This is a genomic window from Loktanella sp. PT4BL (genome assembly GCF_003201935.1).
Classification (GTDB): domain Bacteria; phylum Pseudomonadota; class Alphaproteobacteria; order Rhodobacterales; family Rhodobacteraceae; genus Yoonia.
Map to the genome: position 1 here is coordinate 546,430 of NZ_QJJL01000002.1, position 22,544 is coordinate 568,973.

General features: G+C 59.2%; 19 protein-coding genes. 10 read left to right on the forward strand and 9 right to left on the reverse strand.

The window, feature by feature from the left end:
- Positions 1–131: 131 nt before the first annotated feature.
- The 5 genes from C7964_RS07610 (at position 132) to C7964_RS07625 (ending at position 3,854) form a co-directional block, all read left to right on the forward strand.
- Entirely contained in the window at positions 132–1,268 is a 1,137-nt protein-coding gene (locus C7964_RS07610) for an acyl-CoA dehydrogenase family protein (RefSeq protein WP_110279063.1), read from the forward strand.
- A gap of 49 nt (positions 1,269–1,317) precedes the next feature.
- The gene (locus C7964_RS07615) at positions 1,318–2,364 is read left to right on the forward strand and encodes an enoyl-CoA hydratase/isomerase family protein (protein ID WP_110279064.1); all 1,047 of its coding nucleotides are present in this window, start codon (positions 1,318–1,320) and stop codon (positions 2,362–2,364) included.
- Entirely contained in the window at positions 2,361–3,227 is an 867-nt protein-coding gene (gene mmsB, locus C7964_RS07620; RefSeq protein WP_110279065.1) for a 3-hydroxyisobutyrate dehydrogenase, read from the forward strand. Before C7964_RS07615 ends, mmsB begins: the two co-directional genes overlap by 4 nt.
- A gap of 147 nt (positions 3,228–3,374) precedes the next feature.
- Positions 3,375–3,524: a hypothetical protein gene (locus C7964_RS19935; RefSeq protein WP_181417134.1), complete on the forward strand. Its 150-nt coding sequence runs from the start codon at positions 3,375–3,377 to the stop codon at positions 3,522–3,524.
- Between the two features lie 3 nt (positions 3,525–3,527).
- A complete protein-coding gene (locus C7964_RS07625) occupies positions 3,528–3,854 on the forward strand; it encodes a hypothetical protein (protein WP_110279066.1) in 327 nt (108 codons plus the stop codon).
- On the opposite strand, the gene uvrA is transcribed toward C7964_RS07625, so the two are convergent.
- Positions 3,855–6,713, reverse strand: a complete 2,859-nt coding sequence (gene uvrA / locus C7964_RS07630; RefSeq protein ID WP_110279067.1) for an excinuclease ABC subunit UvrA — start codon at positions 6,711–6,713, stop codon at positions 3,855–3,857.
- A 298-nt stretch (positions 6,714–7,011) separates the two neighbouring features.
- On the opposite strand from uvrA, the gene C7964_RS07635 reads away from it, so the two are divergent.
- The gene (locus C7964_RS07635; protein ID WP_110279068.1) at positions 7,012–7,863 is read left to right on the forward strand and encodes a DUF4394 domain-containing protein; all 852 of its coding nucleotides are present in this window, start codon (positions 7,012–7,014) and stop codon (positions 7,861–7,863) included.
- Positions 7,864–7,943: 80 nt separating this feature from the next.
- Here C7964_RS07635 and lpdA read toward each other — a convergent pair whose 3' ends face one another.
- From lpdA to C7964_RS07660, 5 genes are all read right to left on the reverse strand, one after another.
- Positions 7,944–9,338 carry a dihydrolipoyl dehydrogenase gene (gene lpdA / locus C7964_RS07640; RefSeq protein ID WP_110279069.1) on the reverse strand — a complete coding sequence of 465 codons (1,395 nt, stop codon included), beginning with the start codon at positions 9,336–9,338 and terminating at the stop codon, positions 7,944–7,946.
- 101 nt (positions 9,339–9,439) lie between these two features.
- Complete coding sequence (locus tag C7964_RS07645; protein WP_110279070.1) at positions 9,440–10,021, reverse strand: DUF924 family protein; 582 nt, start codon at positions 10,019–10,021, stop codon at positions 9,440–9,442.
- Between the two features lie 125 nt (positions 10,022–10,146).
- The gene (locus tag C7964_RS07650; protein ID WP_110279071.1) at positions 10,147–11,418 is read right to left on the reverse strand and encodes an MFS transporter; all 1,272 of its coding nucleotides are present in this window, start codon (positions 11,416–11,418) and stop codon (positions 10,147–10,149) included.
- 77 nt (positions 11,419–11,495) lie between these two features.
- A complete protein-coding gene (queA, locus tag C7964_RS07655; protein ID WP_110279072.1) occupies positions 11,496–12,563 on the reverse strand; it encodes a tRNA preQ1(34) S-adenosylmethionine ribosyltransferase-isomerase QueA in 1,068 nt (355 codons plus the stop codon).
- On the reverse strand, positions 12,560–15,904 hold the full coding sequence (locus C7964_RS07660; RefSeq protein WP_286163835.1) for a YhdP family protein: 3,345 nt from the start codon (positions 15,902–15,904) through the stop codon (positions 12,560–12,562). Before C7964_RS07660 ends, queA begins: the two co-directional genes overlap by 4 nt.
- Before the next feature lie 46 nt (positions 15,905–15,950).
- Here C7964_RS07660 and bcp point away from each other — a divergent pair, with 46 nt between their 5' ends.
- The 4 genes from bcp (at position 15,951) to C7964_RS07680 (ending at position 19,189) form a co-directional block, all read left to right on the forward strand.
- Positions 15,951–16,418 carry a thioredoxin-dependent thiol peroxidase gene (gene bcp / locus C7964_RS07665; RefSeq protein WP_110279073.1) on the forward strand — a complete coding sequence of 156 codons (468 nt, stop codon included), beginning with the start codon at positions 15,951–15,953 and terminating at the stop codon, positions 16,416–16,418.
- 11 nt (positions 16,419–16,429) lie between these two features.
- Positions 16,430–17,242 (forward strand): ferritin-like domain-containing protein, encoded by an 813-nt coding sequence (locus C7964_RS07670; RefSeq protein WP_110279074.1) that lies wholly within the window; start codon positions 16,430–16,432, stop codon positions 17,240–17,242.
- 155 nt (positions 17,243–17,397) lie between these two features.
- Entirely contained in the window at positions 17,398–18,705 is a 1,308-nt protein-coding gene (locus C7964_RS07675) for a M23 family metallopeptidase (RefSeq protein ID WP_181417135.1), read from the forward strand.
- A complete protein-coding gene (locus C7964_RS07680; RefSeq protein WP_110279075.1) occupies positions 18,695–19,189 on the forward strand; it encodes a bactofilin family protein in 495 nt (164 codons plus the stop codon). Before C7964_RS07675 ends, C7964_RS07680 begins: the two co-directional genes overlap by 11 nt.
- Positions 19,190–19,238: 49 nt before the next feature.
- Here the strand turns inward: C7964_RS07680 and C7964_RS07685 are convergent, their stop codons facing one another.
- From C7964_RS07685 to prfB, 3 genes are read right to left on the reverse strand one after another with little or no spacing between them, the layout of a single operon-like run.
- On the reverse strand, positions 19,239–20,009 hold the full coding sequence (locus C7964_RS07685; protein ID WP_110279076.1) for a DUF2189 domain-containing protein: 771 nt from the start codon (positions 20,007–20,009) through the stop codon (positions 19,239–19,241).
- The gene (locus C7964_RS07690; RefSeq protein ID WP_110279077.1) at positions 19,988–21,364 is read right to left on the reverse strand and encodes an amidase; all 1,377 of its coding nucleotides are present in this window, start codon (positions 21,362–21,364) and stop codon (positions 19,988–19,990) included. The genes C7964_RS07685 and C7964_RS07690 overlap by 22 nt, the downstream gene beginning before the upstream one ends.
- Before the next feature lie 43 nt (positions 21,365–21,407).
- Positions 21,408–22,532 (reverse strand): peptide chain release factor 2, encoded by a 1,125-nt coding sequence (prfB, locus tag C7964_RS07695; protein WP_110279078.1) that lies wholly within the window; start codon positions 22,530–22,532, stop codon positions 21,408–21,410.
- Positions 22,533–22,544: the final 12 nt, after the last annotated feature.

Consider the following 22,544-nt stretch of genomic DNA (forward strand, 5'->3'; position numbering starts at 1 on the left):
GTCAACGGGCGCAATCGGATGACGGCATTATCTGCACGCCTTCAAGGCCTCCGCCTCACCTAGGACTTGCCAACCACATCTGTTCCGCGCAAGATATGAACAAGCGTTCAATTCCTTGACGGGAGGCAAAGATGGATTTCGCTCTGACCGAAGAACAGTCTGCCATTTTCGAGATGGCCCGCGATTTCGGTGCCGAACATATCGCGCCCCATGCCCGCACATGGGAGGCCGAAGGCACCATTCCCAAAGCACTCTGGCCCAAGCTTGCGGAACTCGGTTTCGGCGGGCTCTATGTGTCCGAAGAGCGCGGCGGCACCGGCCTGTCGCGGCTTGATGCGACATTGGTCTTCGAGGCGCTGTCGCAGTCCTGCGCCTCTGTCGCGGCCTTCCTGTCGATCCATAACATGTGCGCGCGGATGATTGACGCCTATGGCACCGACGCGCTCAAGGACCGCATGCTGCCTAAGGCGCTCAGCATGGAAACGATCCTGTCCTACTGCCTCACTGAACCCGGGTCAGGCTCGGACGCGGCGGCACTCAAGACCAAAGCAGCACGCGACAATTCCGGCTATCTTCTGACCGGCACCAAAGCGTTCATCTCGGGTGGCGGCTATTCCGACGCTTATATCGTGATGGCGCGCACAAGCGATGATGGCCCCAAAGGGATCAGTGCCATCGTGGTCGAGGATGGTGCGGCGGGTCTGTCATTCGGCGGGCTTGAGGATAAAATGGGCTGGCGGTCACAACCCACGCGGCAGGTGCAGATGGACAGCTGCCCTGCCCCTGCAGAGAACCTGCTGGGCGAAGAAGGCCAAGGCTTCAAATACGCCATGGCCGGTCTTGATGGCGGGCGTCTGAACATCGCGGCTTGTTCGATCGGTGCCGCACAATCCGCCCTTGATCAAACCGTGGCTTATATGGCCGAACGCCGCGCCTTCGGCAAATCCATCGACCAGTTTCAGGGATTGCAATTCCGGCTTGCGGACATGGAAATCGCCCTGCAATCGGCCCGCACTTTCCTGCGCCAAGCGGCATGGAAACTTGACACAGGCGCACCGGACGCCACGAAATTCTGCGCCATGGCCAAGAAACTCTGCACCGAAACAGGTAGCAATGTGGCAGACCAGTGCCTGCAATTGCACGGTGGCTACGGTTATTTGGCTGACTACGGGGTCGAAAAGATCGTGCGTGATCTGCGCGTGCATCAGATATTGGAAGGCACCAACGAAATCATGCGTCTGATTACAGCGCGCCATATGATCCAGTAACTCACGCCGTCCCGGACCCCGATCCGGAACCTCACAAGGGCCCACCGAAGTGACCGACATCATCATCCACAAATCCGGCAAAGCAGGCCTCATCACGCTGAACCGTCCCAAAGCACTGAATGCGCTGACATGGGATATGTGTCTGGCAATCGAGGCAGCACTGGATGCATGGCGGTCCGATCCCGAGGTCGCCCTGATCCTCATCGACGGCGCAGGCGACCGGGCCTTTTGTTCCGGCGGCGACATTGCGGAAATGTACGCCTCTGGCCAAAAGGGCGATCTCGACTATGGCCGCCGCTTCTGGCGTGACGAATATCGCCTCAATGCCAAGATCAGGCGCTACCCCAAGCCCGTCGTCAGCTTCCTGCACGGCTTTACCATGGGCGGCGGGGTTGGTGTCGGCTGTCATGCGTCCCACCGTATCGTCTGCGAAAACAGCCAGATCGCCATGCCCGAGTGCAGCATCGGTCTTGTCCCCGATGTGGGAGGCTCACTCCTACTCGCGCAAGCACCCGGGCATTGCGGTGAATTCCTCGGGCTCAGCGGGGACCGTATGGACACCGGCGATGCGCTCTACGCCGGTTTCGCCGACCACTTTATCCCGCAAGAGGGTTGGGCGGACCTGAAAGAGACGCTGATCAGCACGGGCGACGCGTCCTTTGTCGAAGCCGCATCTGCACCCCCGCCGCCCGCACGGCTGGCCGCATGGCAAGACGAAATCGACAACTGCTTTGGCGGTGCTGCACTTTCTGACATCTACCGCGCAATGGCGGCCACGCCGGACGGCCCTGCCATCACCCATGCGCGCAAACTGATGGACCGGAACGCCCCGTTGGGCATGGCTGTCGCGGTCAGGATCATACAGGCCGCCCGCCGCACCCCCGGCATCGAAGAGGCTTTGGAGCGCGAATTCCGCTACACTTATCGCTGTGTGGCACAGGGGGACTTTATCGAAGGCATCCGCGCGGCCATCATTGACCGTGACCGCAGCCCGAAATGGCAGCACGCCAGTTGGGAGGCTGTAAAAGACGAAGACGTCTCTGCAATGACCCAAGACCTCGGGCCAAACGCCTTGCAATGGAAGGAAACAACATGAAAATCGGTTTCATCGGACTGGGCAACATGGGCGCGCCCATGGCTGCAAACCTCGCCAAATCGCATGAGGTCGTGGGCTTTGATACCATCGCTGTACCCGCCGGCCTGACCCTTGCGCAAAGCGCTGCAGATGCTGCAAAAGACGCCGACGTCGTCATCACCATGCTGCCCAACGGCGATATCCTGCGTGCAGTCGCAGCCGAAATTCACCCCGCCATGAAGGCAGGGGCTATCCACCTTGACTGCTCGACCGTCGATGTTGAAAGCGCGCGCGCCGTAGCCGCAGAGGCCGAGGCCGCAGGGCTTTCCGCTATCGACGCGCCCGTCTCAGGGGGCATTGGCGGAGCCACCAACGGCACGCTCACCTTCATGGCGGGCGGTCCTGCCGCAGCCTTCGCCACTGTCGAACCGCTCTTTGCGATCATGGGGCAGAAGGCGGTGCACTGCGGGCCGTCAGGAAACGGCCAAGCAGCCAAGATCTGCAACAACATGATCCTTGGCGTCACGATGATCGCCACCTGCGAAGCATTCGCGCTGGCCGACAAACTGGGGCTGGACCGGCAGGCAATGTTCGATGTGGTCAGCACGTCATCCGGAGCATCATGGAGCGTGAATGCCTATTGCCCCGCCCCGGGGATTGGCCCGCAGAGCCCCGCAGACAACGGATACAAGCCGGGCTTTGCTGCCGAACTGATGCTCAAAGATCTGAACCTGAGCCAGATGGCAGCAGAGGCCGTCGATGCCGATACACCAATGGGGCTGGCCGCACGCGATCTTTATGCACATTTTGTGGATGATGAGGACGGGCGGGGCAAGGACTTCTCCGCCATGCTGCCGCGATTTGAAACGCGCAAGCGCAGCTAGGGTCGGCTGTGACCGCATAGCCGACAAACACCCTGATAGGCGGGAATCCGCTATTCAGCGGCGCAGAGCCACTGACAAAAAAGTGAGTCATCTTGAAAGTGATCTGGGCGCCTCCGATTTCCGACACATTCAGTCAGGAAAAAGGAGATGACCGTGCAAGACAACAAGATAACCACCCTTAACGCTTCGTCAGTGTCCCACTGGTTGAAGAAAGACATCACCGTCAGCGCACCCGGTTGGGCATTTGCCCTTGCCGCTGCGGTGGCAGTTATTCTGCTTGGCGTGGCACTGGATTAAGCCATGAAAACAAAAGCTATTGTTACCGCCCTTCTGCTGGCATCGCCCTCATTTGCGCTTGCCGAACTGACAATTGCAGACCTGCAGCCTGACACGCAAGTAACGATCACCGGCGTGGTCGACCGTATCGCGGACGAGGACACATTCATCCTGCGCGACCCAAGCGGCGAGATCGAGGTTTATCTGGGACCTAACCTCGTTCCGGTTTCCGTAGGTGCTGACGTCACTGTTGCAGGGCTTGTCGATGACGGCCCCGTGCCAGAGATCTATGCCCGCACAGTCACCACCAGCGACGGTGAGGTCTTTACCTTCAGTTACAATTACGACTGATCACTCAGCAGCAACTTTACGGGCCGAGAGCATCTCTTTGAGATATCGGCCCGTATGACTTTCGGGCACCTCTGCCACTTCCTCGGGCGTTCCCGTGGCAACAACCTGACCACCGCCATCACCGCCCTCAGGGCCTATGTCGATGATATGGTCAGCCGTTTTCACCACATCGAGGTTGTGTTCGATCACAATCACCGAATTGCCCTGATCGACCAATTCGTGCAGCACTTCCAAAAGCTTGCGCACATCTTCGAAATGCAGGCCGGTTGTCGGTTCGTCCAGAATATAGAGCGTCCGCCCCGTTGACCGCCGCGCCAGTTCCTTGGACAACTTCACACGCTGCGCTTCTCCGCCTGACAGCGTCGTCGCTTGCTGGCCGACCTTGATATAGCCCAGCCCCACACGCATCAGCGCATCCATCTTTTCACGGATCGACGGCACGGCGGTAAAGAAGGTCTGCGCGTCCTCGACGGTCATATCAAGCACATCGGCAATCGACATGCCCTTGAACTTGATCTCCAGCGTCTCGCGGTTATAGCGCGCACCCTTGCAGGTTTCGCAGGTCACATAGACGTCGGGCAAAAAGTGCATCTCGATCTTGATAACGCCGTCACCCTGACAGGCCTCACAGCGCCCGCCTTTGACGTTGAAACTGAACCGCCCGGGCTTATAACCGCGCGCCTTGGCTTCCGGCATACCCGCAAACCATTCGCGGATCGGGGTAAAGGCCCCCGTATAGGTGGCAGGGTTCGAGCGTGGCGTGCGTCCGATGGGGCGCTGGTCAATGTCGATCACCTTGTCCAGATGCTCGAACCCTTTGATCGTCTCGCACGGGCCCGGCGTCTGGCGCGCACCGTTCAACTTCATCGACGCATTCTTGAACAGCGTTTCGATTGTCAGGGTCGACTTCCCCCCGCCCGAGACACCTGTGACACAGACGAACTGCCCCAGCGGGAAATCCACGGTCACATTCTGCAGGTTGTTGCCGGTGGCCTTGACCACCGTCAGCTTCTTGCCCTTGCCCTTCCGGCGTTTGGCAGGGACCGCAATTTCACGCGCCCCGATCAGGTACTGACCGGTCACAGACGCCTCATTCGCCATAATCTCGGCGGGCGTCCCTTGGGCCACGACCTGACCGCCATGCACCCCTGCCCCGGGGCCAATATCAAAGACATAATCCGCCTCGCGGATCGCCTCTTCGTCATGTTCCACAACGATCACGGTATTGCCCTGATCGCGCAGGTTCTTCAGCGTCGTCAGCAGACGGTCATTGTCGCGCTGGTGCAGGCCGATCGACGGCTCGTCCAGCACGTAAAGCACCCCCTGCAAGCCTGAACCGATCTGGCTGGCCAGCCTGATGCGCTGGCTTTCGCCCCCCGACAGCGTGCCGGAATTGCGCGACAGGGTCAGATATTCCAGACCGACGTTATTGAGGAAGCCCAAACGCTCGCGGATTTCCTTCAGGATCGCCGCCGCAATTTCATTTTTCTGCTTGCTGAGTGCAGACGGCACATCCTGACACCAGTCATAGGCCTCTTTGATCGACATCTTCACAACCTGTCCCACGTGCAGGCCGCCGATTTTCACCGCCAGAGCCTCTTCGCGCAGACGGTAGCCACCACAAGTTCCGCAATTGCGGTTGTTCTGGAAATTCTCGAATTCTTCGCGGATCCAGTTGCTGTCTGTCTCGCGATAGCGGCGCTCCATGTTGGGAATCACGCCCTCAAATGCGCGTTCGACCTGATAGACGCGCCCGCCTTCATCGTAGCGGAACTTGATCTCTTCCTTGCCAGAGCCGTACAGGAACACCTGCTGTATCTTCGGGTCGAGATCTTTCCAGCGGGCGTTTTTGTTAAAGCCGTAGTGTTTGGCAATCGACTCGATGGTTTGCAGAAAATACGGGCTCTTGCCCTTGCGCCACGGCGCCAGAGCGCCATCAGCAATTTTCAGGGTCACATCAGGCACAACAAGCTGTTCATCAAAAAACAGCTCGACGCCCAGACCGTCACAGGACGGGCACGCACCGAATGGCGCGTTAAACGAGAACAGGCGCGGTTCAATTTCAGGAATGGTAAAGCCGGACACCGGACAGGCAAAGTTCTCCGAAAAGGTCAGACGCTCGGGTTCACCCTCTTTGGGCGCGGTTTCGAGAATTGCGATTCCATCTGCCAGATCCAGTGCCGTGCGGAAACTGTCGGCCAACCGTGTCTCAAGCCCTTCGCGTACAACAATCCGGTCAACGACCACATCAATATCGTGGCGGAATTTCTTGTCCAGCACCGGCGGTTCATCCAGCTCGTAGAACTGCCCATCCACTTTGACGCGCTGAAAGCCCTGCTTGCGCAGATCCAGAAACTCCTTGCGATACTCGCCCTTGCGGTCCCGAATGATCGGCGCGAGCAGATAGCCACGCGTCCCTTCTTCCAGCGCCATGACGCGGTCGACCATATCCTGCACCTGTTGTGCTTCGATCGGCAGGCCGGTGGCAGGGCTGTAAGGGGTGCCGGCACGGGCAAACAGCAGGCGCAGATAGTCGTATATCTCGGTAATGGTGCCGACGGTCGAGCGCGGGTTCTTTGATGTTGTCTTCTGCTCGATCGAAATCGCGGGGGACAGGCCGCTGATGTGATCGACATCCGGCTTTTCCATCATATCCAGAAACTGGCGCGCATAGGCCGAAAGCGACTCAACATAGCGCCGCTGCCCTTCGGCATAGATCGTGTCGAACGCCAAAGACGATTTTCCGGACCCCGAAAGGCCCGTGATCACGACCAGCTGGTCGCGCGGAATATCCACGTCGATGTTCTTCAGGTTATGTTCACGCGCACCGCGCACTTCGATATTCTTCAGTTCAGCCATCTCGACCCCCAGAGCCTGCAGACATCAGATAGCAGTCCCGAAGCGAACCGCCAGCCCGTCTTGGGAACATTCGCGAAACATTTTGCAGAAATCTTCGCCAAAGGACAGACCAGCCTTCACGCAACTTGGCAAAAAACAGCCACGCCATCAGGCACAAACAGAGAGAATACACGCAAGCACGAAGCCGATAGTTTCACTTTCACAATAAAGTTTAATCTATTTACTTTCAATGAGTTAGGTCGGATTTCTTATGTCAAGTCAGGCCCAGCAGCCGACGCAAACCGAAAGGAAAACGACCATGAAAAAAACACTGATTTCTGCAGCAGCTCTCACAATCCTTGCCGCCCCCGCATTTTCCGCAGGCCACGCAAGCCCTGCCTCAGGCTATGGCCTGACGAACGACGGCCGCACGCTCGTGATGTTTCCCGGCCTTGTCGAGGCAGGCGCATCCGTTGATCTCTCCACCCCTGTCGACGCTATCGCCTACCGCCCTGTGACCGGAGATGTGATCGGAATCACCCGTGACGGCATGGTCTACGGGATCGACACCGCGACTGGTGCGGTAACGTCCATGGAGAATACTGTCGCCCCCGAAGTGATGATCGGTGCAGATGCCGCGATGGGTTTTGATTTTAACAACCAGATCGACGCGGTGCGCGCTGTCACGACAGATGGTGTAAATCTTGTCTATTTCCCGATGGGCTTTGGTGACATGGACGCCCGCGCGAACTCGGTCCTGCGCTTTACCGATCTGGCCTATGCCGCCGGTGATGCCAACGAAGGCAGTGCACCCATGATCTTTGCCAACGCCTACACCAACGCCATCAACGGCATGACAGCATCAGAAACCGCGCAATACGCGCTGGATGCCGAAACCAACGCGCTGGTCACACTTGCCAATAACGCGGGTACTCTGACCACGGTCGCTCCGATCACGATTGACGGTGCAGTTGCCGATCTGTCGATCATGGGCGGTTTTGAAATTGTCTCGCCTGCCGAAGGCGAAAACATGGCCTATGCCATTCTGATGCTCGAAGGTGCGGATACATCGGGTCTTTACAGCATCGACCTGACCACCGGTGAGGCAACCATGATGGCCGATGCGGGCATGCGCGCCTACACAGGTTTCGCTGCGATGCTGCCGAACTAGGCTTTCTACTGGCAACAAAAAACCCGCCCTTTTCAGCAAGGGGCGGGTTCTGCATGGCGTAAGGTGGATCTCGATCCACCTTACATGTGGATCACACGGTCATAGGCATCCAGCACGCTTTCATGCATCATTTCCGATAGCGTCGGATGCGGGAAGACGGTGTTCATCAGGTCTTCCTCGGTCGTCTCGAGCTGACGCCCCACAACATAGCCCTGAATCAGCTCGGTCACTTCGGCACCCACCATATGCGCGCCCAACAGCTCACCTGTTTTGGCGTCAAAGACCGTCTTGATCATGCCCTCGGGCTCACCAAGGGCAATCGCCTTGCCGTTGCCGATGAACGGGAACCGCCCGACCTTGATGTCATAGCCCAGTTCTTTGGCCTTCGCCTCTGTATAGCCGACTGACGCAACCTGCGGATGGCAATAGGTACAACCCGCGATGCTTTCCGGCTTGACCGGATGCGCGTGTTTCCCCGCAATCAGGTCGGCCACCATCACTCCTTCGTGGCTGGCCTTATGCGCAAGCCATGGCGCGCCCGCGACATCACCAATCGCATAAAGCCCTTCAACGCCGGTGCGGCAGAACTCATCGGTGATCACATGGGTGCGGTCAATCTTCACGCCCAGTTCTTCCAGCCCCAGACCTTCCACATTGCCCACGATGCCGACAGCGGAAATGACCGTGTCGAATTCCATTTTCTCGGTCTTGCCACCTGTTTCGATATGGGCAGTGACTTTGCCTTTGCCACGATCAAGCTGCTTGACCGTGGATTTCTCCATGATCTTCATGCCCTGTTTGACGAATTGCTTCTTGGCAAAGGCCGAAATCTCGGCGTCTTCCACAGGCAGCACGCGGTCCATGACTTCGACCACAGTCGTGTCAGCGCCCAGCGTGTTGTAGAAGCTGGCAAATTCAATCCCGATCGCGCCCGAACCAATCACCAGAAGCTTCTTTGGCATTTTCTTGGGCTGCAACGCATGGCGGTAGGTCCAGACCAGATCACCATCGGCCTCGAGGCCTGGCAACTCGCGTGCGCGTGCGCCTGTCGCCAGCACGATGTTCTTGGCTGTCAGCTCATCCGTGCCCTTTTCGCTCTTCACGGTGACTTTGCCTTTGGCTGGGATCGTGGCCTCACCCATGAAGACGGTCACTTTGTTCTTCTTCATCAGATGACCGATCCCGCCCGACAACTGCCCCGCAACCGCGCGGCTGCGCTTGACCACCGCATCCAGATCATAGTCAATGCCGGTCGCCTTGAGGCCGAATTCCTTGGCACGGTGCATCAGGTGGAAGACTTCCGATGACCGCAGCATCGCCTTGGTGGGAATACAGCCCCAGTTCAGACAAATCCCGCCAAGGTTCTCGCGCTCGACAATGGCAACCTTCATGCCAAGCTGCGAGGCACGGATTGCCGCCACATAGCCGCCCGGTCCGGCACCAATTACAATCAGGTCAAAGTTTTGTGCAGCCATGGGTGGCCCTCCAATTCCAAATTTAGTTGAACACTAAACTATTTTCCGGACGACCTCCAGTGACCTTAGGTCATAACAGCCAACCGGTTGGCGCAACGGCGCTATTTTGCGGCTTCCTGCTGCGCGCGATAAGCCGCACCATAGCCGCCTTCATCCAGAAACGCCTGTTCGGCCGGCGTTGTTTTGCGCCCCAGGGCATCATTGCGATAGGGAAACCGGCCAAAATCGCGGATCACAGCGCGGTGCGCGCAGGCATGATCACGATTGCCCGCTCCATGCTCCGGCATCCGCGTGTGAATCAGGCGGACGGCACGATCCTGATCCGACAGATTCTCCGAATGCATCAGGGGCAGGTAGAAAAACTGGCGTGCAGGCTCGTCAATCTTCAGATCCCAGTCGCGATCAATCGCCATCTTGGCAGCCGCACGCGCAATCCCGTCAGTGGCAAAGGCCTCGCCTTTCCCGCGAAACATATTGCGCGGAAACTGATCGGTCAGAATGATATAGGCCAGGACGCCCGATGGATATGTGAGCCAAAGTCCGTAAGCGCCCTCGGTCGCTTCCTGCCAAGCCACCCCAAACCTGTCCCGGATCAATGCGTCAAACGCAGGATCACTCTTATACCAGTCGGCAGGCGTACATTCGTCCAGCCAAAACGCCAACACCTCTTGGGGGGTTACCACGGCACCGCTCCTTGATGATCCTCACTCCTGTCCCATTGCAAACAGACTAATTGGAGCCTGACAAGTGTTTAGAAGGTCACATCATCTTGCGAAATGACATGAGAGGTCGGCTTGGTGCCGCAAGATCACGTTTGTGTCGCCTCTTCTTCGAGTTCAACCTCTTCGATATACATCTCTTGCGCCAGTTCGGCCGCAACAGGTGTGGAAGCCGCGGAGACCGGCGCATAGGGGACAGTCACGCTCTCGGTCTCAAGATGTTCGCGGCTCCGCTGTGTCGCGCGGTAGATGCCATAAAATCCGACAGACGCCATCAGGACGGCTGTAAACAACCAGAACCCGTTGTCACCGATGCTATCCATAATGAAGCCTACGGTCAGCGGGCCCGCAATGGCCCCCACCCCGTTAATGAACAACAACCCGCCCGAGGCCGCCGCCATATCCTCTTTCTCGAGATAGTCGTTGGCATAGGCGATCAGCAGCGCATAGAGCGGGTTCGACATGCCGCCCACAATGGCCCCGCTTATCACGATCAGCACATAGTGGCCGGGCACAAGGAAGGCGATCATTGATCCCGCCGCACCGAACAGGGAAATCCACACGATCAGGGCCCGCCGGTCCATGCGGTCAGACAGCCACCCGATCGGGTACTGCAAGACAAGTGCTGCAATATAAATGGCCGAAATAAACAACGAGATTTCGGACACTGTCAGCCCCACGCGGCTGCCGTACACCGCCGACATGCCGAACTGCGCCGAAAACACGCCGCCCAGCATGAACATCCCGAAACAGGCCAGCGGCGAGGCGTTGATCAAATCACGCAGCTTCATCGGTTTGGTGGATGCAAAGGCAGGCATCGGGCGCACCGACAAAAGCACAGGCGCAAAGGCCAGCGACACCAGAATGGACGGGATGATGAACAGGACATAGCCCGAAACATCCCCCTGGCTGACGATCCATTGGGCAAACACGATCCCCGCCATCTGCGTGATCATGTAAAGCGACAGGGATTTGCCACGGTTTTCGTTGCTGGACGCATCATTCAGCCAGCTTTCAGCGGTGATATAGACGCCACAAAAGCAGAACCCGATGATCACACGGCCAATGGTCCATGCCCATGGCTCGATCAGCACCGGATAGGCCACAAGCACCGCCGAAATCATCGAGCCCAGGGCTGCGAACACCCGCACGTGTCCGACACGGCGGATCAACTCGGGCGTGTAGCGCGAACTGAACAAGAATCCCAAAAAATAGGCCGACATGACAATCGAGAGCTCAAAGGTGCTGAAACCCTCTGCCTCGCCGCGCAGACCAAGAAGCGTGCCTTGCAGACCATTGCCCACCATCAACATGAACATGCCGACGAACAAAGCCCAAGAGCCGGTAAATACCTGAAACATGACACGCCCTTTCAGCACAGCAAGAACCGTGCAATGTCACGATTCTCCTAAGAATTCATCACAGAAGCGACAGGGCCTCAACCATTCACGCCCTCTTGCGCGGGCAAGAGAAGCGAGCTGTCACCATAGGAAAAGAAGCGGTATTTTTCCGCAATCGCATGGTCATAAATCGCACGAATGTTATCCGTGCCCATCAACGCCGACACGAGCATCATCAGCGTTGATTTGGGCAAATGGAAATTCGTCATCAACCCGTCCGCCATCTGGAAACGGAAGCCAGGCGTGATGAAAATATCCGTTGGTCCCGTCCAGGGCTGCATTTTGCCGTCCTGCACCGCGCTCTCGATCAGGCGCAGCGCCGTTGTACCGACAGGGATCACACGGTGGCCTGCGGCCTTCGTCGCGTTCATCTCTGCCGCTGCCTGCGGCGTGACCTCGCCCCATTCCGCGTGCATCTTGTGATCGCGCACATCATCCACCTTCACCGGCAGAAATGTCCCCGCCCCCACATGCAATGTGACATGGGTAAATTCCACCCCCCGCGCGGCCAGCGCCGCGAGCAAGGGGCCATCAAAGTGTAGTGACGCCGTCGGCGCAGCAACAGCCCCGCTATGACGCGCCCAATAGGTCTGGTAATCCTGCTTGTCCGCCTCGTCCGCTGGCCGTTTACCCGCGATATAGGGCGGCAATGGCATGGCCCCCACCGCATTCAGCGCTGCATCAAAATCATCACCTTTGAGGTTGAATTGCAGGTACCCCTGCCCGTCACCGCGCCCGACAACTTCGGCGCTTAATTCATCCGAGAAGACAATCACCTCGCCATCGCGCACCTTTTTCAGCGGCTTGATCAGCGCCGACCACGCGCCATCCGCCCGCGGTTCCAGCAGAGTGACATCCATTTTCGCAGCAGTCTCGCCCGCCTCGCCACTGCGATGACGGACGCCGAACAGACGCGCAGGGATCACTTTGGTATCGTTCAGGATCAACCGGTCGCCCGGCTGCAAAATGTCTGGGAGTTGATTGACGATCCGGTCCTCGATGGCCGTCCCCTGCGCCAGCAAGAGCCGTGCTGACGAGCGCGGGCGCGCTGGCCGCGTGGCAATCAATTCTTCTGGAAGGTCAAAATCAAATTCGCTCAGTTTCATTGGGAAAGTTCCGGTGCTGGCCTGCGAAAGATCTCGCGGAACATCCCCGGTGTCAGCGCCGACAAAGGGTTCACAGCCACTTGCGGCGCGTCAGACGTACCGCCAATGTTGAAGTTGAACCCGATCAATCCCTCACCCCTGCGGGTCAGGAAAGAACCGATACTGTTGACCAGATAAAATGGTGACACGACGCCCTGCAGATCAATATGTTTATTGGCCAGCGTGTAGAGGCCGTCCACCGAAATGCCAAGCCCCGGACCGACCGCACTTGCCTGCGACACGATCACCTGTTGGGGCGTCAAACGGAACCGCGCATCCATTTCGTCAAAGGCCAGCCCCTGCCCGTCCAGCTGCTGCAACAGCCCGACGACGCTGATCGCATCCAGCAAGGCCGCAATTGCAGGCGCATCGCGCACACGGATGTCGCGTACCCGCAGGGTCCCGTCAAAGGTCCCCGGCCCGATCGCGGGCAGAAGCGTCAACTCAGCCGTGCCACCCACCGCGTTGCGCAGCAACCCTGCCGCGCGCAGAACACCGCCCGCATCATCGCTGCGCAACTGCACCGCAGAGCGCCCGTCGCGCGGCGCGACGGTGCCTGCAATTGCGGTTTCACCGTTGATCTGCCCGCTAAACTCGCCCCGAAATCCGCCCTGACCGCGAAAATCGCCGCGGAAGTTCGTCAGGGCCACCCCTTCGGTCACCTGCAAGCGATCCAGCGCAATCTCCACAGGCCCGCCATTTTGCTGCCCGCCGCCGAAAGCTGCATTGCGCAGATCAAGCGTGCCGCCGGTAATCTCGACGCCCAGCGGCTGGCCCACACCGCGTCCGCGCAGCGTCAGCGGCGCATTGAACCAATCGCCGACGCGGAACCGGGTGAACTGTGCGGTCTGCAGCGCCCCTGAAGGGTCCAGCGTAATGCGCCCCGCCGCCTGCAGGCCGCCACCAGCAATCTCGAGCGTGTCGATAGAAGGCACCGCGCCCAGAGTTCCCGCGATCAGCAGGTTCCCGGACGTTCCGGGCCCTTTGGACCACCCGATCGCCGGAATCGCCACCGTCAGACCCTGCAAATCGGAGCGTAAACTGAAGGCGGGGGGGCGTCCGCGCTGAAAATCAATCGCAAGCGCACCTGTACCATTGCCCCGGATCGTGCCGGGCGGCAGTGTGATGTTGAACTCATCCAGAAATGCCTGCGATAGTGCCACATTCGCCGTCACACGGCTGCCAGGACGGTCAGGATCGCCAAACCGCTGGTCCCATGTGCCAACGCCGGTCACATCGCCAACACGCACGGGACCCGCGATATTCACGCCGCGCCTGCTGGCCGTCACGGTCAGACGGGGGGCCGCAAAACTGCGACCCGCAATCAGCACATCGCTGCGCACATTGCGCAACTGCGATGTCATCTCGAAAAGAACGGTTCCCGGTGCGGGGCGCGGTTGCAAAGGCCACGTGATCTGACCCTCTGTCAGGGCCCGCCCGTCGCCGAGTGTCACCGGCAGATTGGCTTTGTCCATATAGGCAAAAGGCTCTTGATTGAGCACAGACAGGGCGGCAGTCAGAGAGCTGTCGATCTTGAGGTTCAGGATCGCAGGCGACGGGTTCAGCCGCATATCCACAATGGTGAAATCCGATCCGGCCAGTTGCATCGGCCCGCCCTGTGGCGCGTTCACGACACCATCATCCAATCCGACAACCAACTGGCTGTCCGCGATACTGGCAGAACCGCGCGCACCGGTGACGGGTGGGATGTTGCGCAAAAACTTGATCGAGGTGCCTTCGAACTCAAAATCCACCGCGAATTGTGCCGCACGCTCGGGCGCGATCCGCAGTCCCATATCCACGTCAAACAACCGCCCGTCTGTCAGGTTGTTGGACACCCATTGCCGTGATCCGGGTTTCATGTTTATCGGCCAGAAGGACACAAGCCGCTCGGGCGTGATTGCTGCAACCTGCGCATCCAGCGCCAATTGCCAGCCCGCGTCAGTTGCCGCCAACGCGCCGCTTGCATCCAGCCGCACATCGCCATCCGTCATTACCGCCTGCCCGATTTCGACAGAGAAGGGCTCGAACCGCAGCCGCATATCAATCGAGGCTTCTGTAATCTCAGGTGGTGCGTCAAAGAAACCCGGCGGGTTCAGCGCCACATCGCGAAAGCGGAACTGCGCCAATGAGGCTCGCGGCAAGCCATCGCGGAATTCGCGCAGATATGCATCGCCTTCGGCGCGCAAACTGCCCCATGCGCTTTCCAGCGACACCTCGCTGAAGGCGATGAGGTCGCGCACAGGATCATAGGTGAAATAGGCCTTGGCATCATCAAAGGCGATAGGCTCGGTCGCAGGGTTCGGCTGCAAAACACCGGTACCGATTTCAAGGAAAGCATTGAGTGGCCCAAGGGCGCCGTCTTCATCAAGCTCGGTGCGCAAAGCGGCGGTAATCGGGGCCTCGACGCCCTGCAACCACCGAAGCGCAGGGGATTGCGCTGCAATATCGCTCGCCTCGGCATTGGTGAGGTTAATGCCCACCTGCGCAGCACGGCTGCCGCGCGGGCTGATATAGGACAGGGTCACCCCTGTCACATCGGCGCGGCCCGACAACAACGAAAAACTGCCATTAATCGCGGTCTCGCCGCCGCGCAGATCAAGCGCCACACTGCCGCCATCAACAATCCAGCTCCGACCCGCACGCGCATCATCAAAATTCACGATCAGCCCGTCCGCCCGCACGGTTTCAAGCGCATCAAGTGCGGGGCGTTCGAAAACGCGGTCAAACTGTTCAAGCAATTCAGGCAAAGACCGCGCCTGACCCAGATCTCCGCCCCCTGCCGTCAGCGCAAAAGACACCGAGCCGTCGCGCGCACGACGCAAATTCACCTGCGCACCGATCAGGCGCACGTTCTGCATCAGGACCTCCTGTTGCAGAATCAATCCGCGCGGCGAAATCCCGCCCTCAACCAGCGGCACCCGCGTGAGCGTTAACCCGCCGGCATCCACCAGCCGCGTGTCCACAAGGCGCACGGTCGGGTGCAGGTCACGGCCAATCCGCACGGTCATCGCCCCGAACTCAAGACTTCCACCCTCCAAGAGCGCATCGGCCCGCGCCTCGATCCGATCCGTGATCCAGCTGGGTGCGGTAATATCGCGGTCAATGACCATGACGGCGGCTGCGGCCAGAAAAACAAGGGGCATCATGCAGACCACAAACACCGCACGCAGCCAGAACACCCAAGGGCGCATTCCCTTGGGCCGTGCAGGCCTCGTCTGGTTTGGGTCGGTCTCTTCGGTCATTATGGCCTTATCTTGCGCGGCACGGCGCGCGCTTTGCTCTTTATCTTTGCCTGTCATGACCTAAAACAAAACCAGGAAAGTGAAACGCAAAAAGGACGCACCCATGACACAGCCCGCAATCGGTGACACAGCCCCCGACTTCAGCCTGCCCCGCGACGGTGGCGAGATCGTGAACCTTTCCGATTTCAAAGGCAAAAAGGTCGTGCTCTATTTCTACCCCAAAGACGACACGCCCGGTTGCACGAAAGAGGCCATCGGATTTACCGATATGGTCGATGCATTTGCCGCCGAAGATACCATCGTCCTTGGCGTCTCAAAGGACAGCGTCAAAAAGCACGATAAATTCGTGGCCAAACATGACCTGAAAATCGCGCTTTTGTCCGACGAGGAAGGCGACGTGTGCGAGCGTTATGGCACCTGGGTGGAAAAGAGCATGTACGGCAAGACCTACATGGGCATCGAGCGGGCAACCTATCTGATCGGTGCGGATGGCAAGATTGCCCAAGCGTGGCGAAAGGTCAAAGTCCCCGGCCACGTCGAAGCCGTACTCGAAGCGGTCCGCGCGGCGTGACCCTCACAGAGATGGCCGTCGCGGTACTGACTACCGCCGACGGCCGCGCCAAGACCGCCCTGTCGCGCCAATACGCCGCGCGTTGGCAAGCGGCACGCGCCGCAGGTGAAGTCATCGAAATCGGGACAGCGACGCCGCCCTTGCGCCCTGCGCGGCCAGACCAGCCGGAACTGCTTGATCCACGCGACGTCCCCCACCGCAAACCGGGCACCGAGGCGGGGCGCATCGCGCTCCTGCACGCCGTTGCGCATATCGAACTCAATGCCGTCGATCTGCACTGGGATATCATCGCGCGGTTTTCCGACACAAAGCTGCCCTTGGGCTATTATGATGATTGGGTCAAAGCGGCAGATGAGGAATCCAAACACTTCAACCTGATATGCGACTGCCTTGAAGAGCTTGGCAGCCACTATGGTGCCCTGCCCGCCCACGCCGGCATGTGGCGCGCGGCAGAAGATACCGTGGACGATCTGATGGGCCGGCTTGCGGTCGTGCCCATGGTGCTTGAGGCGCGCGGGCTGGATGTGACGCCCGGGATGATCAAGATCTTCAAACAGGCCAAACTCACCTCTGCTGTCGCCGCACTTGAAACGATCTACGCCGAAGAGGTTCACCACGTGGCCTACGGGTCCAAATGGTTCCACTTCCTGTGTGGCCGCCATGACCTTGACCCGACCGGCGTGTTCCACGATCTGGTCCGCAAGTATTTCCACGGCAATCTCAAACCGCCCTTCAACGAAGAAAAGCGCGCCGAGGCCGGAATCCCCCCCGATTTCTACTGGCCGCTCGCCGGAACGGGCGCTGTTTCGGCGGGTTCTTCCTGACATCGGCAAAACCCCGCCCAGCCACGATTAAGCGCGGGATCTTGGCATAAAAATCCCGCAAATTTCTTGCAGCCCGCGGCAGAGGCACTTAAACGGGAACGGATCACTGCTGGCGAGGCACCGGCGCATGCTAACAGGACAGGACAGGCACCAACGTGAGATCACGCATAACAGCACGCATTCATGGCGTTTTGGAACGATTTTTCCCTGAAAGACGTTTGTTCCTGCGCTCCGACAGTGAGACGCGCTTTATCCGTCTGACATCCGAAACACAGCTGGTGGCATGGACCGGCAGCATCATCGTCGTCGCCTGGACAATCATCGCCACTGCTATTTTATTGATGGACAGTATCGGTGCCGGAAATTTCCGTGCACAGGCGCAGCGCGACCAGCTCACTTACGAACAACGCCTGAACGCGCTTTCCGCCGAACGTGACGCCCGCGCGATGGAGGCACTCGCCGCACAGGAACGCTTTACCTCCGCGCTGCAACAGATCTCGATCATGCAGTCGGAATTGCTTGCCACCGAAGAAAAACGCCGCGAACTTGAAACCGGCCTTGAAGTTGTTCAGGCCACGTTGCGCGACACAATGCGCGCCCGCGAAGAAGCCCGCCGCGAGGTTGCAACCCTATCGTCCGAAAACCAGAATGAAGGGTCCGCCTCGATCAGCGATGACGCGGCAGGCACCGTCGGGCTGTTGGCTTCGGCCCTTGCGGATACCGCGTCAGAGCGCGACCAGATCGCCGCCGATGCGGAATTCGCCATCGCGCAGGCCGAAGAAATGCAGCTTGAACTGCGGCTCCTGCAGGAACGCAACGACCAGATCTTCCGCCAGTTGGAAGAGGCGATGCTGGTCTCTGTCGAACCGCTTGACGACATGTTCCGCGCAGCAGGCATGAACCCGGACAATCTGATCGAACAGGTGCGCCGTGGCTATTCCGGCATGGGAGGTCCGCTCACCCCGATCCAGTTCTCGACGCGCGGCGGTGATCCTGATCCCGATGCACTGCGCGCTAATGCGATCCTGACGGCCATGGACCGCATCAACCTTTACCGGATCGCCGCTGAAAAGGCGCCCTTCTCGATCCCCGTAAAGTCGAACTTTCGCTATACCTCCGGTTTTGGGCCACGCTGGGGGCGGTTACATGCAGGTACTGATTTTGCCGGTCCGATCGGCACACCAATCTACGCCACCGCCGATGGTGTGATTACCCATGCAGGTTGGTCGTCCGGATACGGGCGTTTGATCAAGATCCAACATGACTTTGGCATCGAGACGCGTTATGCCCATCTTAACGCAATGGATGTACGCGTCGGCCAAAGGGTCTCGCGCGGCGAGCGAATTGGTGCTATGGGGAATTCTGGTCGCTCGACCGGACCCCACCTTCACTACGAGGTCCGTGTGAACGGCAACCCCGTCAACCCCATGACTTATATAAGAGCTGGACAAGATGTTTTCTAAATCCAAAATCAACGAACCCGGACCAGCAGCGTCCGAAACTGACACCTCCAAAGGGACGGACACAGCCAAGCCCGCAGGTTCTGATTTCAAGGCATCTGCAACGCCAAAGGCAAAGCCGGCTCCGTCTGTGCTGTCCTCTGATCTGCTGATCACCGGCAACCTGAAGACAACCGGTGACATTCAGGTTGAAGGTCAGGTTGAGGGCGACATTCGCGCCCACCTGCTGACCGTCGGCGAAGGTGCCACCGTCAAAGGCGAAGTGGTTGCAGACGATGTTGTCGTCAACGGCCGTGTCGTTGGCCGTGTACGCGGCCTTAAGGTGCGTCTGACATCCACCGCACGTGTCGAGGGTGATATCATCCACAAGACCATCGCGATTGAGAGCGGCGCCCACTTCGAAGGCTCCGTGCAGCGTCAGGACGATCCATTGTCCACTGGGTCCAAGAAGATGCCGACAACGGCCGCGACCGACGCCAAGTCGTAAGACTGGTATTATTCTGTATCAGGGCGTCCTTCGGGGCGCCCTTTTCGTTTCAGGCAACGACTTTGCGATAAAGATGCCACGTCGCATGGCCCAGAATGGGCAGCACCACCATCAGCCCCAAAAACCACGGCAAAAGCGCCAGCAGTGACAGCACGGAGATGATCATCGCCCAGACCAGCATCACAAAGAGGTTCTCGCGCACGGCTTTCATACTGGTCAGCATCGCCGTGACAAAATCCACCTCGCGATCCAGCACCAATGGCAGGCTCACCACTGTCATGGAAAACAGCAAGAACGCCAGCACTGCCCCCACCCCCAACTCCACTGCGATCATCATCAGGCCGCTTGGCGTCAGAAACACTTCCAGACTCTCGCTGATATTCGTCATCGTCGACAGCCCCATGAACAGGGCAAAGATCATATGGGCCAAAAAGGTCCAGAACAGAAAGTAAATCACGATGATCGCGCCCAGCCACGGCAGTTGTCTTGTGCGCTCGTTCCAGACGATCCCCAAGATTGCGCGCCATTCCAGCGGTTGGCCCGCCTCCATCCGGCGGCTGACTTCGTAAAGCCCTGCCGCCGCAAACGGTGCAACCAGCGGAAAGCCAAGTGATGTGGCCAAGGTCCAGCTCACATGCCCTGCCCCGACCCAGATCAGCAGAAATCCACCCACCACATAGACGGCGCTAAAAAACAGACCGAACTGCGGCGCACGGCGGAAATCGCGCACACCCGCCCGCAAGACCGCCGTTATGTCCGACAGTGTCAACTGTCTCAGAACGACCGCCGGCTCTGCTTCTATGATGTCACTCTGTGCCATGCTTCCCCCAATTGTAGCACACCAAGGTCGTCTCCGCGACGTCCTGCAATCTGCAAACCCATCGGCCGTGCCCCCGCCATGGGCACCGCCACGCAAGGCAGCCCGATCAGGCTGACCGGAATGACCACCTCCATCCAGCGGTGATAGGTATCCATCTGGACGCCACCAATCTGTTTGGGCCAGTCCCAGTCCACCGGAAACGGCCAACACTGTGCGGTTGGGAGAACAAAGGCGTCAAAGTGATCGAACAATTCATGCGCCGCACGGTACCAATCCGACCGCAGCGTGCTGGCCTTTTGAATGGCGGCACCCGTCAGCGCACGGCCCTTCTCAACCTCCCAGACCGCCTCGGGCTTGAGCAAATCGCGGCGTGCAGGATCGTCATAGATCGCACCGAATTTCGCCGCCTGATACCATGCGCGCAGCACCGTCCATGCCTCCCAGAGTGCCGCTGCATCAAAGGGGGGCGCAATTGCCTCGACGATACAGCCCATCTCCTCTAACAGTGCGACACTGGCCTGTGCCGCAGCCAACACGCCCTCTTCCATCGGATAGGCCCCGCCCCAATCGGCCAGCCACGCAATCTTGCGGCCCGTGACATCCACATCAAGGTCATGCGCATAGTCCGCCTGCGGCAATCCAAAAGGCAGGCGCGGATCTGGGCCTGACTGGACCCCAAGCAAGAGCGCCAGATCACGCGGGTTCCGCGCCATCGGCCCATTGGTTGAAAGCTGATGCATGAATAGATCACCTGCTGGTGCGCCCGGTAGCCGCCCCCACGTGGGGCGCATCCCGTAGACACCGTTCCATCCGGCGGGATTGCGCAGACTGCCCATGGCATCGGACCCGTCCGCCAGACACACCATATGCCGCGCCAAAGCAACCGCTGCACCGCCAGATGATCCCCCCGCTGAACAGCCCGGCAAAAGCGCGTTCTGGGTCGCACCAAAGACAGGGTTATACGTATGGCTGCCCAATCCGAATTCGGGCGTATTGGTCTTGCCGATCACAATGGCGCCCGCATCCTGCATCCGCTGCACCATAATCTCGCTTGCAGGTGCAATCTGTCCGGCAAAAAGGGGCGAGCCCTGCGATGTCGGCATCCCGCCCACATCTGCCAGATCCTTGACCGCCAAGGGCACACCATGCAGCGGCCCTTTGCTGACGGCCTGATCGGCTGCGCGGGCCTCTTGCAAGAGCACATCCGGGTCGCGCAGCGACACGATTGCGTTGTAATGCGGATTCTCCGCTGCGATCCGCGCCAGCGTCGCCTGCATCACCTCGGCCGCACTCAGCCCGCCACCCCGCAAGGCGGCAATCAGGTCATGCGCAGTCCATTCCAGAAAATCTCCCATGCGCTATCCAAGCGCGCAGGCGCGGCTTTGGCAAGCACCAAGCTTATTCGGCGTTCGCTTCCGCGCGGCTCTTGCCCGAGACAGCCATCGCCAGGGTGGCCGCCATGAACCCGTCCAGATCACCGTCCAGCACACCTTTGGTGTCGGAAGTTTCATAGTTCGTGCGCAGGTCCTTCACCATCTGGTAAGGCTGCAGGACATACGACCGGATCTGGTTGCCCCAACCCGCATCACCGGCGTTCTCATGCGCCTCGTTCACAAGGGCCGAACGCTTGTCCAATTCGATTTGGTACAAGCGCGATTTCAAAGCCTTCATCGCGATATCGCGGTTCTGGTGCTGCGATTTCTCGGAGCTTGTCACGACGATCCCTGTGGGCATGTGCGTGATCCGCACAGCCGAGTCGGTGGTGTTGACGTGCTGACCACCCGCACCGGAGGACCGGTAGGTATCGATGCGGATATCCGAAGGGTTCACCTCGATCTCGATGTTGTCATCGACAACCGGATAGACCTTGACCGAGGTAAAGGACGTGTGGCGCTTAGCGGCGCTGTCAAAGGGTGAAATCCGCACCAGACGATGCACACCGCTTTCGGATTTCAGCCAGCCATAGGCGTTATGGCCGCTGATCTTATAGGCGGCCGATTTGATCCCCGCCTCGTCACCGGGCTGTTCGGATTGCAGTTCAACCTTATATCCCTTCTTTTCCGCCCACCGCACATACATCCGCGCCAGCATATTGGCCCAGTCACAGCTTTCGGTGCCACCGGCCCCTGCGTTGATTTCAAGGAAGGTGTCATTGCCATCAGCCTCGCCATCCAGCAGGGCCTCCAGTTCTTTCTTGGCGGCCTTTTCGGCCAGCGCGGTCAGAGCTGCCTCGGCCTCGGCGACGATCTCGGCGTCGTCTTCCATTTCGCCCATCTCGATCAACTCGATGTTGTCGGACAGCTCGGTCTGGATGCTGTCATAGCCGGTCATGGCATCCAGCAACAACTGACGCTCGCGCATCAGCTTTTGTGCGCCTTCAGGATCATCCCAAAGGGTTGGGTCCTCAACGCGCGCGTTGAATTCTTCGAGGCGGTGGGGCGCTGTTTCGCGGTCCATCCGCTGCGCCAGCAAGGCAAGCGACTTTTGAATGGCCGCAATAGTATTTTGCATTTCCGCGCGCATGGGGCACCTGTT